The organism is Schaedlerella arabinosiphila, assembly GCF_003885045.1.
Classification (GTDB): domain Bacteria; phylum Bacillota; class Clostridia; order Lachnospirales; family Lachnospiraceae; genus Schaedlerella; species Schaedlerella arabinosiphila.
Genome location: NZ_RHJS01000002.1, coordinates 5,249,050 through 5,261,903 on the forward strand (window position 1 = coordinate 5,249,050; position 12,854 = coordinate 5,261,903).

The 12,854-nt window shown below is 53.2% G+C and carries 10 protein-coding genes; 9 read left to right on the forward strand and 1 reads right to left on the reverse strand.

Going from position 1 to position 12,854, the window contains the following annotated elements:
* Positions 1-157 precede the first annotated feature (157 nt).
* The 8 genes from EBB54_RS24805 (at position 158) to EBB54_RS24840 (ending at position 11,562) form a co-directional block, all read left to right on the forward strand.
* Positions 158-1,546 (forward strand): ABC transporter substrate-binding protein, encoded by a 1,389-nt coding sequence (locus EBB54_RS24805; protein WP_125129409.1) that lies wholly within the window; start codon positions 158-160, stop codon positions 1,544-1,546.
* Positions 1,547-1,731: 185 nt separating this feature from the next.
* On the forward strand, positions 1,732-2,610 hold the full coding sequence (locus EBB54_RS24810; protein WP_044990233.1) for a carbohydrate ABC transporter permease: 879 nt from the start codon (positions 1,732-1,734) through the stop codon (positions 2,608-2,610).
* Positions 2,607-3,428, forward strand: a complete 822-nt coding sequence (locus EBB54_RS24815) for a carbohydrate ABC transporter permease (protein ID WP_125129411.1) — start codon at positions 2,607-2,609, stop codon at positions 3,426-3,428. Before EBB54_RS24810 ends, EBB54_RS24815 begins: the two co-directional genes overlap by 4 nt.
* Before the next feature lie 36 nt (positions 3,429-3,464).
* Positions 3,465-4,832: a hypothetical protein gene (locus EBB54_RS24820; RefSeq protein WP_125129412.1), complete on the forward strand. Its 1,368-nt coding sequence runs from the start codon at positions 3,465-3,467 to the stop codon at positions 4,830-4,832.
* Positions 4,833-4,838: 6 nt separating this feature from the next.
* Entirely contained in the window at positions 4,839-5,975 is a 1,137-nt protein-coding gene (locus EBB54_RS24825; RefSeq protein ID WP_125129413.1) for an aminotransferase class V-fold PLP-dependent enzyme, read from the forward strand.
* A gap of 42 nt (positions 5,976-6,017) precedes the next feature.
* Positions 6,018-6,302 carry a hypothetical protein gene (locus tag EBB54_RS24830; protein ID WP_125129414.1) on the forward strand — a complete coding sequence of 95 codons (285 nt, stop codon included), beginning with the start codon at positions 6,018-6,020 and terminating at the stop codon, positions 6,300-6,302.
* Positions 6,303-6,444: 142 nt separating this feature from the next.
* The gene (locus EBB54_RS24835) at positions 6,445-8,949 is read left to right on the forward strand and encodes a glycoside hydrolase family 31 protein (protein ID WP_125129415.1); all 2,505 of its coding nucleotides are present in this window, start codon (positions 6,445-6,447) and stop codon (positions 8,947-8,949) included.
* A 72-nt stretch (positions 8,950-9,021) separates the two neighbouring features.
* On the forward strand, positions 9,022-11,562 hold the full coding sequence (locus EBB54_RS24840) for a glycoside hydrolase family 95 protein (protein ID WP_125129416.1): 2,541 nt from the start codon (positions 9,022-9,024) through the stop codon (positions 11,560-11,562).
* 145 nt (positions 11,563-11,707) lie between these two features.
* On the opposite strand, the gene EBB54_RS24845 is transcribed toward EBB54_RS24840, so the two are convergent.
* Positions 11,708-12,178, reverse strand: a complete 471-nt coding sequence (locus EBB54_RS24845; protein WP_125129417.1) for a recombinase — start codon at positions 12,176-12,178, stop codon at positions 11,708-11,710.
* Between the two features lie 332 nt (positions 12,179-12,510).
* On the opposite strand from EBB54_RS24845, the gene EBB54_RS24850 reads away from it, so the two are divergent.
* Positions 12,511-12,780 (forward strand): hypothetical protein, encoded by a 270-nt coding sequence (locus EBB54_RS24850; protein WP_004075537.1) that lies wholly within the window; start codon positions 12,511-12,513, stop codon positions 12,778-12,780.
* Positions 12,781-12,854: the final 74 nt, after the last annotated feature.

Here is a 12,854-nt window from a genome sequence, read left to right on the forward strand (position 1 = left end):
TAAACAAAAGTGAAAAATGCACAAAAAACTGTGAAAACTGTAAAAAATGTCCTAATTTAAAAGCGGAAAGTACATAGACTGAACCGGGAAAAGGAGGTAGGATTAGTGTAACAAAAAACACAGGACTTTAGAAGCAGTCAAGGGAGGATGAAAAGTAATGAAGAAAAAAATGATCAGTGCGTTGTTGTGTACGGCTATGGTGGTTACGATGATTGCCGGGTGTTCGGGGGGATCTACGGACGGCGGAAGCCAGGGCGGAGACTCCGGCGGAAGCACGGAAGCCGACGGCGGCAGTGACAGCGGGGAAGACGCAGGCAGCGCAGATTTCGCAGGGGAGGAATTGAGCATCCTGGTATCTGCGGGGTGGATGGACAACCGGTATGACGATACCATTGCAAGATTTGAGGAAACCTATGATGTGACCGTGGATCTGCAGACGATTCCGGCGGATCAGTACAGCGATATCCTGCAGTCCAAGCTTTCCACGGATTCCTGCGCGGACATCTTCTGGATTCAGTCCAATCCGTTTGCGATCAGCTCCGTGATCGTGGATCCGGAAAAATACTGCATTGATTTTTCAGACGCAGGCTGGAAGGACATTATGCCGGAAGCAAGGCTGTCCTCCTGCGAATATGAGGACAAGCTGTACGGACTGCAGATCTGGCACAATTCACCGGAATATGTCATGGTCTACAACAAGACGTTATTTGATGAACTGAAGCTGGACATTCCGACGACTTACGATGAACTGCTGGAGGTATGCGAAAAGATCGCGGCAGAGGACATCACACCGTGGTTCCTGCCCGGAGCGGACGGATGGCAGCATCAGCTCGCGTTTTTCCAGATCGGCGGCGTGTATGAGGAGGCAGAGCCGGGACTGTATGACGCGCTGAACGAAAATACGGCTACCTTTGCGGACAACGAAAAGATGCTGGAAGTGCTGGGACAGTTCAAGGAATTATCTGACAAAGGATATTTCGGAGAGGACTGGATCGGAACCGACAGCGCCAACATGGCAAATGAATTCGGCGACAGGAACTGTGCGATGGCAATGGCAAATTCCAGCTATATCAAGCAGATCCAGGAAGAAACCGGCACAGAGGATGAATTTGGTCTGTTCCTGATCCCGCTGGGCGACAACAGCAGCTTCCCCACCAATCCGGCCGGCCCCACCATGTTCGGCTATAAGGGAACAGAGCATGAAGAACTGGTTAAGACATTCTTTGATTTTGTGACAACCACAGAGAGCCTGCAGGAAATCCTGGACAATTCGCCGGCGTATACCAACCTGGACGTGAACGACGACGAACTGGAACAGCACTGGCTGCCGGAGGAAGAGGAGTTCATGGGAACTGTGGATGAGGACAAGATGGGTACGGCAGTGCTCCAGACCGGAACCAAGTACACCAACGACTACTGGGGTGACTTCGGCGCGGATATGATCTCCTTCTGTCAGGATCAGAGCGAAGCAAACGACGTCCTGAAAAATATGGATTCCAACCGGGCAGAGGCGGCGAAGATCGCCGGCGACAGCGCCTGGAAATAAATAAAACTGTAAAGACGCGGTTCACGGCAATCCAGCAGTTCCTTATGTGAGCCGCGGTAAGAGAAGCAGAGAAGGTAAAGTGCCGGAGGGGAGGCGCGCGGCATTCCCCCGGCGCTTTTTCAGGAATTATGAAAAAAAGAACAAGCCGGTTTTTCATGGTTCCGTAACTGGAAAGTGGTGGTTTTTTGAAAAAAAATAAAATTTATCCCATGTGGTTCCTGCTTGTTCCGCTTGCGCTTTACAGTGTATTTTTCCTACTGCCCAGTATCCTGGGAATCGGATATTCGTTTACGGACTGGAACTCCCGCAGCATGGGGGAAGTCAATTTTGTGGGACTTGAGAACTACATCGAAATATTTACATCAGACAAGGATTACCTGTCAGGGATCGGGCATACCCTGATGTTTACGGTCATTTCCAATATCGTAAAGCTGATTCCGGCCCTGTTTCTGGCAATCATGCTGAACGAGGGCATACGGGGGAAGGGGCTGTACAGGACGCTTCTGTACCTGCCGTCCATTCTGCCCTATGTGATCATCGGTATTTTGTTTACGTCGATTCTGAATTACAACAACGGCATGCTCAACAGCGTGCTGGAATTTCTGCATCTGGATTTCCTGAAACAGAAATGGCTTTCGGACCTGAATGTGGTGTGGAAATCCATTTTCGGGGTGGATGCATGGCGGGGAGTCGGTTATGTCATGACCATCTTCATCGCGGGACTGAGCACCATTCCAAGATCCTACTACGAGGCGGCGCAGATCGACGGGGCCAACTTCTGGCAGAGACTCCGGTATGTGACGCTGCCCATGATTTCAGGCTCGGTCATGATCAACCTGGTATTCGGCATTACCTACGGACTCAAAGTATTTGACATCATCTACGTGCTGACCAACGGCGGGCCGGGGCATGCCACGGAAGTGATCACGACCTATTCCTACCAGCTCTATTCATCCGGGCAGTACGGAATGTCCACGGCGCTGAATACGATCCTGTTGCTGATCACGGCGGTGGTGGGTGTCCTGATCGTGAAAAATATGAGTAAGCAGGAGGTGCAGCAATGACGAAAAAAAGAATACTTGCGGTTTTGAAGCATGTGCTGATGATCCTGCTGTGCCTTGCGGTGGTGCTCCCGTTTTACCTTGTGGTGATCAACTCCTTTAAGACCAAGGGAGAGGCGGCCAGGATGAATCTGTCGCTTCCGACGGAGTGGCAGTTTTCCAACTACACGGAGGTCATTCGGAAGGGGAAGCTGATCCAGGGATTTCTCAACAGCCTGATCTATGCCGGCGTGTCCACATTGATCGGCGTGATCAGCTCCGCTATGGCATCCTTCGTGATGAGCCGGAGACGGACAAGGGTAAATTCATTTTTGTATTATTTTGTGCTCTGCGGGCTGTTTTTCCCGGTAAACTATGTCACCCTTTCCAGAGTGCTCGGCACCTTCCAGCTTACCAATACCAAGGCCGGGATCATCATCGTATTTACCAGCGCCATGATTCCGTTCTGTGTATTTACGATCCGGAACTTTATCTCGTCCGTGCCGGTGGAGCTGGATGAGGCGGCGGTGTTGGACGGGGCAGGGCCCTTGTCCCTGTTTTTCCGGGTGATCATGCCCATGCTCAAGCCGGTGCTCTTTACCTGCTTTATCCTGCAGTTTATGGGCGTGTGGAGCGACTTTTTGACGCCCTTGTATCTGTCGTCCAAGAGCAAGCTCTTCCCGATGACCATGGCGGTGTACCAGTTCTTCGGGAAAAATACGAACTATTGGAATTACATATTCGCGGATATCGTGCTGACCTGTATCCCGGTGATTCTCGTGTACCTGATCGGGCAGAAATACATCATCGGAGGGCTGACCTCCGGAGCGGTGAAAGAATAGAAGAAAATTGGTTACAAAAAAAGGAGGAAAAATATCATGAAAGATTTAGCAATGAACACGAAACTGATCGTACGTCCCATCATCGGATGCCTGACCCACTCCCATTTCTGGGAGGGCCCGTGCCGTGCAGGGTACAGGGAGGAAATGACCGTGGAGGCGGAGTCGGCTGCGGCTGACCAGGCATTTGAAGCGGCGAAGAAGGTGCTGGAAGGCGCCGCGGAGGAAATCCATTTCCTAGAAGCGGTGGACGCCCGCTATGATGAAAAATTTATCGTGGGAAAGGATGTTTTCGCGAAAATCGAGGAGGACATGGATCAGGTAGACTTTTTCCTCTGCATGAACTGGCGGATTCCGAAGCTGGAGCGTTACAAAAAGCCCATCGTCATTTTGCAGAATGGAAATGAAGGAATTGATTTTGCGGCGTACTGCAGAAACATCGGTGTGGAAGCGTATGTGGCAATGGATATTCAGGATCTGAATGAGATCGCGCACCTGTTATGGGTAAGGAAGGCCGTGTCCGAGACCCGGGCGCTTGTGCTCACCGCAGGCGGACAGCCCACCTTCGGTATCCAGAGCCTGATCCGCGATCCGGAAGTGCTGCGTCAGAGGTATGGTTTCGAAGTGATCAAGCTTCCCTTCCGTGAAATTTTCAAATATATGGATCAGATCACCGACGAGGAGGCAAAGCCGATTGCGGACCGGATCATCAACGGCTCCAAGGAAACGAAGGTGAATACGGACTGGTTTATCAATGATGTGAAATATTATCTGGCGGCGAAGAAAATGATGGACATCTACGACTGCAACGCATTTTCCACGGCGTGCCATGAGCTCTGCACCTCCGAGATTCCCCAGGAGCGGAAGTTCACGCCCTGCATGTGCCATTCCCTGATGAAGGACGAGGGGATTCCAAGCGGCTGTGAGGAAGATCTGAACGCACTGCTGGCCATGACCATTCTGCAGTACGCTGCCCACCGTCCGGCATTTATGGGAAATCCGAACCACGAGACGGACGAGCTGCTGCGCATCCACCACGCGGTTCCGGCGCTGTGCATGAACGGATACGGCACGAAGCCTTTGGAATACAAGCTGTGGGCATTTACCGGGCAGGGCTTCGGCGGAAAGCTGCAGGTTGATTTTACGGAAAATGAACAGGATCATGTGACGCTGGCCCGGTTCAACCCGGCAGGGGATACGGTCTGCGTGAAGGTGGGACAGGTGCTCCGCTCCGAGTATGACGAGGTTTACTGCAGCCCCTACTATTATATCCAGATGGACGACGCGAGAAGGTATATGCATCATCTGGCGGGCTTCGGCCATCACCAGGTGCTGGTGTTCGGAGACTATATGCAGGAGCTGAAAGACCTGGCAGAGATCATGAACTTCAAGGTGCTGGAGGGCTGACCGGATATGATGTATTTGAATAATGCAGCAACGACATATCCCAAGCCGCAGTGTGTGACAGACGCGCACACTGCGGCTTTATCTGCACCTCCCGCCGGGCAGTTCCGCAGCAGCGGGCAGGGCAGGGGGAAGGATGTGTTTACAGGCTGCCGGGAAAATCTGGGCAGGCTGCTGGGGATCGGCAGCCCGGAGCGGATTTATTTTACATCAGGGGCAACGGATTCGCTGAACCAGTTGTTCCATGGAATGGAAAGAAGGGGAAAAAAGATCCTGGTCACCCAGACCGAGCACAACAGCGTCCTGCGCCCTTTGTATAACGGGATGGCGGCGGGGGCAGAGGTGGAGATCCTGCCCTGCGACAAATACGGACAGGTCAGCCCGGAGGTATTTGAGGAACGGATCAGCCCGGAGGCAGGGCTTTTAGTTCTGAACCACTGCTCCAATGTGACCGGCATGATTCAGGACGCCGCCCGGTTCGGGGAAATTGCAGAAAAGCACGGGGTTTTATTTATGCTGGACGCTTCCCAGAGCGCGGGATGCATTCCCATAGATTGTGATGGCTGGCATGTGGACGCATTGGTATTTACCGGTCACAAGGGGCTGTTCGGCCCCCAGGGGACGGGCGGATTTTTCCTGCGAAAGGGCGTGGGGCTGCGGCCTTACCGGTACGGCGGTACGGGAAAGGACAGCAGCAGGCTGGTCTACAGGGACGGCGATTATGAGTACGAGACAGGCACCCAGAACGGGCACGGGATTCAGGCTTTGGGGGCCGGGGTGGAATACATTCTGGACTGCGGCGTGGAGCGGATCGCGGAAGCAGAGAAAAGGCTGATGGGAATTTTATATGACGGACTCTCGGAAATACAAGGCGTGACAGTTTACGGAGAGAAGGGGCGCAACCTGGGGCCGGTGCTGAGCATGAACCTGAAAGGGCTGCGGCCGTCGGAGCTGGCATATATCCTGCAGAACGGATACGAAACGGTGGTCCGGGCGGGGCTCCACTGTGCGCCGCTGATCCATCAGGCCATGGGAACGGAGGAGCAGGGCACGGTGCGGGTCAGTGTTTCGGCGCTGACAGAAGAGCAGGAAGTCCTGCAATTTCTGGAGATCCTGCGGGAGATTGCGGCAGCGGCGGAAAATTGACGGAGCATGCGCTGCGGCCAGGCAGGGAACAGGAGGTAAAGCATGAATATATTGGAGATCATCCCATCCCGGGAGCGGTGCGCGGAGGCGGGATGGCATGCGTATGATTTTATATTGGAGCGCCCCATGGATGACGATTTCATCAGATCACTGCGCCCGCTGGGGAGCTTTTTGTACATGCAGATGCTGAAAAAACCATTTTTTAAGATTGAATCGGAGCATTATTTATTGAAGGGAATCCGGGGGGATGAATTTTTCCGGATGGCGGTTCATGGGGATTATCTGGAAGAACTGAAAAAGGTAGAGAATATGATTTTAAATGGATGAGCAGGATGAAGCATTTCCCAAAAGGCCGACCGATGATAAGGGAATGCATCATGGATGAAGTATTCATGGATGACAGCCCTGCATCACTCAATAAGAAATGGGAATGAAACAGGTGGGATTAAGAACAGGAAGGAATGATATTATGAAATGTATACAGACAGAGCATTATGCGGAATTAGCACGGGAAATGTTTTTCCTGCGTCTGATTCCCATGGAGGAAGATGTGTTCCGGTGTGTGTTCAGCCAGGAGCCGGTTATGGAAACGGAATCGGCGTTTATCGAGCAGACAGATTTTGAGCCGGTGCCGTATTCTATGGAAGAAACGGAATCGAGTTTTCGGATTCGTACAAAGGCGGTACAGGCGGAGGTTCTCAAGGAGGACGGGCGGATTATCTGGACGCGGCTGGGCGGGGGCGCGAACGGCGCAGGCAGTCCGGAGGGAGGCCGGATGTCTGGAAAGTGCGCCGGAACGAGCAGTCCGGAGGGAGGCCAGGCATCTGGAAATTGCGGAGATATAAGCGGTTCGGAAGCTGCCAGCATCCTCCTGGAAGAGGGCCCAAAAGAACTGGAAAAAATCGATGTTATGCGCTACACCACAGGCGGCGAAGCGCCCGTCATCAACCGGGTGAAAACGGTGGACGGGGAGCGGAATTTTATCCAGAACCTGAAACAGGTGGCGGACCACCAGGCTTACAAGGGGCGGCTGCATTTCCGGTGGAAGCCGGAGGAGGGGATCTACGGCCTGGGGCAGGCAGAGGAAGGGATCTACAATTACAGGGGACATGACCAATATCTGTACCAGCACAATATGCGGATTCCCATGCCGGTTCTCTTGTCGGATCAGGGCTACGGGATGCTGTTCAACTGCGGCAGCCTGATGACCTTCCACGACGGCCCGGACGATTCTTACCTGTTTTTCGATACCATTTCCCAAATGGATTATTTTTTCATTGCAAAAAGGACGCCTGATGAGATCATCGGGACGATCCGGTCCCTGACCGGGCGCGCGTCCATGCTGCCCAAATGGGCGTTCGGCTATATCCAGTCCAAGGAGCAGTATTACACGGCAAAGGAGCTGGCCGACGTGGTGAGAACATACCGGGAGCTGGGGGTGCCGCTGGACTGTGTGGTGCAGGACTGGAACACCTGGGAGCCGGGCAACTGGGGGGAAAAGCTGGTGGACAAATCCCGTTACGGGGATCTGAAGGAGCGTATGGAGGAGATTCACGGCATGCACGCCCATTCCATGGTGTCCGTGTGGCCCAACATGAATACAGGGGGCAAAAATCATACGGAGCTGTTCCAGGCGGGGCATCTGCTTCATGACTATGCCACGTACGACGCATTTTCCGAGGAGGCCCGGGAAATGTACTGGCAGCAGGCGAAAAAGGAGCTGTTTGACGGGGGATTTGATTCCTGGTGGTGCGATTCCACGGAGCCGTTCAGCGGCCCGGACTGGGGCGGGGCCATGAAGCGGGAGCCCTGGGAGCGTTTTGTGCTGGTGGGAAATGAGCATAAAAAATATCTGCCCCCCGAGCAGGCCAACCTGTTCGCCCTGATGCACGCGAAAGGCATCTATGAAAACCAGCGGAAGGACCGGGAGGATATCCGCGTCCTGAACCTGACCCGCTCCGGGTACGCGTCGGGGCAGAAGTACGGGGCGGTGCTCTGGTCCGGGGACACTTACGCGTCTTGGGACACGCTGAAAAAACAGATCGCGGAGGGGCTGAACATGGGCCTGTCCGGGTATCCCTACTGGACCCTGGATATCGGCGGATTTTTCACGGTGGGCAGCAAATGGCAGAACCGGGGCTGCGGCTGCAATACGGATCCTTCGCCGAAATGGTTCTGGCAGGGGGATTACAACGAGGGCGTATCGGATTACGGCTACCGGGAGCTGTATGTCAGATGGCTGGAGATGGGCACATTTCTCCCCATGTTCCGTTCCCACGGCACCGACACGCCCCGGGAGATCTGGAACTTCGGAAAAAAGGGCGAGCCGTTTTATGACGCCATTGAGAAATACATCCGTCTGCGGTACGATTTGATGCCGTATATCTATTCCCTGGCCGGGGACGTGTGCCTGAACCACGGGACGATGATGCGCAGTCTCTTGTTTGATTATATGGAGGACGAGCAGGCGAGAAAAACGGATCAGGAATTTTTGTTCGGGAAAAGCATGCTCATCTGCCCGGTGACCGCGCCTATGTATTATGGAAAGGATAATCAGGAACTGCGGACGGAAAAGGTGTGGACCTGCTACCTGCCTGCGGGAGACGACTGGTATCATTACTGGACAGATCGGAAATATGAGGGCGGGCAGTTCGTGACTGTGGATGCGCCGCTGGATGAGATGCCGATTTTTGTAAAAGCAGGCTCGATCATCCCGATGAGACTGGGAATCATGTACGCGGATGAGAAAAATGGGAACCCCCTGGAAATTCATGTATATCCGGGGAAGGACGGGGTGTTTACGCTGTACGAGGATGAAGGGAATAATTACCATTACGAGGACGGACGGTATGCGCTGACGGAATTTACCTGGGACGAAGCAAAGCGGAAGCTGACCATTGGCGATACGGCCGGGGAATTTGACGGGATGGAACATGGGTGGAGAGAAAATCTGAAAGTCTGCATCCATGGGTGACTCATCCTTCCTGCGGAACTAGGAGATCAATTGTAACGATTCACAGACAAATCAAAAAAGGGAAAGGATGCAATGAATAAACTATTTTATAAAACATATGCGAAGGAATGGCTGGAAGCACTGCCCCTGGGCAACGGCAGGCTGGGAGCCATGGTTTACGGGGAGCCTTTCGAGGGCAGGATTCAGATGAACGAGGAAAGTGTCGTTTACGGCGGCCCTATTGATCGGATCAACCCGGACGCGGCAAAGCATTTCCAAAAAATCCGCAGCCTGATAAAGGATGGAAAGATTGAGGAAGCCGAAGAACTGAGCGTGTACGCATTGTCGGGGACGCCCCAGAGCCAGCGGCCGTTTCAGACATTGGGGGAATTTTCCTATCGTATCCGGCACGGAGAAGGTGAAATTTCGGATTACCGGCGGGAGCTGGATCTGGAATCCGGAATCGTGACGGTCAGCTTCAAACAGGATGGGATCACATATGGGATGCAGGCATTTATTTCTCTGGAAGAGGACGTTTTGGCGGTGGAATTTTCGGCGGACAAGCCGGGCTGCATCTCCATGTCGGGGCTTTTGACCAGGGGAAGATACTATAACTGCGCGGGAAGCGCGGCGGAGGATGCTATTTACATCGACGGGGATCTGGGAAAAGGCGGGAGCGAATTTCGGGTGCAGGCCAAGGCGTGCACCCAGGGCGGCAGTATCCGCACCATCGGGGAGCACCTGGTGATCCAAAATGCCGACCAGGCGGTGGTCTATGTGAACGGCGTTACCACCTATCCCCTGCGGGAAAAGAAGGTTACCGACTGCGGCGGGTATCTGCGGCGGCAGCTGTCCGGGCTGACGCTGGAAGGCTTTGAGGAAATTCGGGAGAACCACATCCGCAGGCATTCGGAAATGTTTGGGAGGTCGGTGTTGGTGATTGAGGATGGGACTGTGGAGCCGGGGCGGCCGTCAGCGGAAGAGGGGCTGGCGTGGTCTCTTGGGCCGGAGCAGATGTCAGCGGAACATGAGGAACATCTGCGGCCCCTCGCGGCGCTGGAGCAGCTTCCCACGGATGAACGTCTGCGCCGGATCGCGGAGGGCGGTACGGATCATGGAATGGCGGCTCTTTACTATGCGTATGGGCGGTATCTGCTGATGTCCTGCAGCCAGCCGGGCGGTCTTCCGGCCAACCTTCAGGGGGGCTGGTGTGAAAAGCTGGAACCGATCTGGGATTCCAAGTATACCATCAACATCAATACCCAGATGAATTACTGGCCCGCGGAGATCTGCAACCTTTCGGAGTGCCATATGCCGTTGTTCGACCACTTGGAGCGGATGCTGGAAAACGGGAAGCGCACGGCTTCGGAAATGTACGGCTGCCGCGGGTTTACGGCACATCACAATACGGACGTGTGGGCGGACACGGCGCCCCAGGATCTGGCCATTCCGGCATCCTACTGGGTGATGGGCGGCGCGTGGCTTGCGACCCACATCTGGAAACACTACCGGTATACTATGGATCAGGATTTCCTGGAGCGGATGTATCCCCTGCTGTATGAATGCGTACAGTTTTATGCGGATTTTCTGATGGAGGACGGGGAGGAACTGGTGATCTGTCCCTCCGTTTCACCGGAAAATACATACATCATGGAAAATGGAAGGACCGGAAGGCTCTGTATGAGTTCCACCATGGACACGGCAATCCTGCGGGATATTCTGATCCAGTTTCTGGAAAGCGAGCGGGTTCTGGGCCGGCAGTCCGAGCTGGGAGAACAGGCAATGGGGATTCTGGAAAGACTGCCTGGTTTCGGCGTCGGCAGGCACGGACAACTGATGGAATGGCGGGAGGATTATGAGGAGTGGGAGATCGGCCATCGGCATTTTTCGCATCTGTATCCCATTTTTCCGTCCAATCAGATCAATGCATATGAGAATCCAAAACTGCTGGAGGCCGGAAAAAAGGCTCTGGAACGGCGCATGGAACACGGCGGCGGGCATACGGGATGGAGCTGTGCGTGGCTGATCAACCTGTACGCGCGTTTCGGCGACGGGGACAGCGCGGTAAAATACATCCATGACCTTTTAGGAAAACTGACCGCGCCCAACCTGTTCGACATGCATCCGCCGCTGGACCGGATTCCCGGAATCCCCTGGGTATTTCAGATCGACGGCAATCTGGGCGGCGCCTGCGGGATCGCACAAATGCTGCTGCAGAGCCATTTGGACGAGATATTCCTGCTTCCTGCGCTTCCGTCGTCCTGGAAGAAGGGGAGCGTGAAAGGACTGTGCGCGGAGGGCGGATTTGAAGCGGATATTTTCTGGGAGGAAGGGAAGCTGAAAGAAGCGGTTCTCTATTCGAAGAAAGGCGGAAGGGCTGTGATCCGCTGCAGTGAGAAGATTTTGGTGCGGATCGACGAGAAAACGGAGGGCGGATTCGGGAAAAATGCGGCATTCTGCAGAGGACAGGAGGCGGTTTCGAAAGACGGGAAAAATGCGGCGTTTTGCGGAGAAGCATCTGCGGCTTCGAAAGACAGGAAAGATGTCCCGGCGGTTTTGGATGAAAAGGGACGTTATGTATGGGAGACACGGGCCGGTGGGGTTTATCGGATTGAAGCAGTTTTAAACATGTGAAAGCTTAGAAGGAAGATTGAGGGCTGAGCAGCCCGGCTGGATACTACAATAAAATATCGCAGAAAAACGGCATTCCCCGGCAGTTCCGCTTTGGCGCTTAACGCCGGGGAAGCTATCGGGGAATAATGCCGGCAGCTTTCGGTTTTCAGAAGAAGTCCGGAATCGAAAACGGATTGATTTCATCCGGGTCGTTATAGAAACTGCACCTGTCCTGCCATTCTTCCATATTATCTCTGATGACCTCGCAGAGCAAGGCGTATGCATCCTTCTCAACCAGATTTTTTTCGACCATGCATTTATAAAATTTTTTGATGCTGGCTGCCGTGCTTTTAATCGTGCCCGGAGTGGACCACATACATTTTCTGATAAAAAATTCGCCGAGAAATGCATCAACCATTCCGCAGCCATGCTTCATTGGGATCAGATCACCATAAAGCAGAAAATGGTTTAAATAGAAATCAATATTATTGATATGTCTGTTGACCGTTTTTGCAGAAAGACCTTTTTCCAGCAGATCCGATTCAAAAATCTTCACGTATTCTTCGTTTTCTTTTTGCAATTTTTCATATAAATTGTCCTCGTCTTCTTCGTAGTTATAATTGTTTTCCGTATCCATAAGAACCTCCCATGCTGTTTTTGTTCTTATTATACTTTCTTTTTTCAGAAAGCGCCATACATAATTTTCGGAAATTGAGCTGTTGTTACAACTGTGGTTACAGTTCACGGCCTAACCGGCCGCGAACTGTAACACGTTTTCAACAGATCCTGTATTTTTTAACATTGGGGGTTGCCTGCCGGGCTATGATATGCTATCATTTGCAGGAAGAATTCAAAAAGATATTCATCTTTTTTGTTCTTGCCGGTGTATCACCGGATTACTCAATAACAGTTTTTTTACAAAGCAGGCTTTTGGGTTGTGCCGTGGATTTCAAGGAGGATTTTAGACGGATGGCGAAGGAGAGCATATTTTTGGAGGAGGCATATGAGACGCTGCAGAGACTGAGTGCGGACGATATCAAACGTCTGGAATACGAAGCGCGGGAGAAGGCTCTGCGGGATCATAATTCCTTTGTCGGCAGCGCAAGAAGGCAGGGGGAGAGGAATGGGATCGAATTAGCTAAGAAAGTCTTTAAGCTGCAAGCCCAGGGAAAGACGGAGGAGGAGATCGCGTCAGAATGCAGAATGGATGTTGAAAAGGTGCGGGAAATCCTGGAATAAATAAGCGCGGCAGTTTCCGGTTTGCTTCGGATGCGGAACTTCTGCCCGGCGGACGGGGCTGCGGTCCGCCGGGC

Bases quoted from the DNA above. Each gene is read 5' to 3' on its own strand.
- EBB54_RS24805 (WP_125129409.1), top strand. From the start codon at position 158: ATGAAGAAAAAAATGATCAGTGCGTTGTTGTGTACGGCTATGGTGGTT.
- EBB54_RS24815 (WP_125129411.1), top strand. From the start codon at position 2,607: ATGACGAAAAAAAGAATACTTGCGGTTTTGAAGCATGTGCTGATGATC.
- EBB54_RS24820 (WP_125129412.1), top strand. From the start codon at position 3,465: ATGAAAGATTTAGCAATGAACACGAAACTGATCGTACGTCCCATCATC.
- EBB54_RS24825 (WP_125129413.1), top strand. From the start codon at position 4,839: ATGATGTATTTGAATAATGCAGCAACGACATATCCCAAGCCGCAGTGT.
- EBB54_RS24830 (WP_125129414.1), top strand. From the start codon at position 6,018: ATGAATATATTGGAGATCATCCCATCCCGGGAGCGGTGCGCGGAGGCG.
- EBB54_RS24835 (WP_125129415.1), top strand. From the start codon at position 6,445: ATGAAATGTATACAGACAGAGCATTATGCGGAATTAGCACGGGAAATG.
- EBB54_RS24840 (WP_125129416.1), top strand. From the start codon at position 9,022: ATGAATAAACTATTTTATAAAACATATGCGAAGGAATGGCTGGAAGCA.
- EBB54_RS24845 (WP_125129417.1), bottom strand. From the start codon at position 12,178: ATGGATACGGAAAACAATTATAACTACGAAGAAGACGAGGACAATTTA.
- EBB54_RS24850 (WP_004075537.1), top strand. From the start codon at position 12,511: ATGGCGAAGGAGAGCATATTTTTGGAGGAGGCATATGAGACGCTGCAG.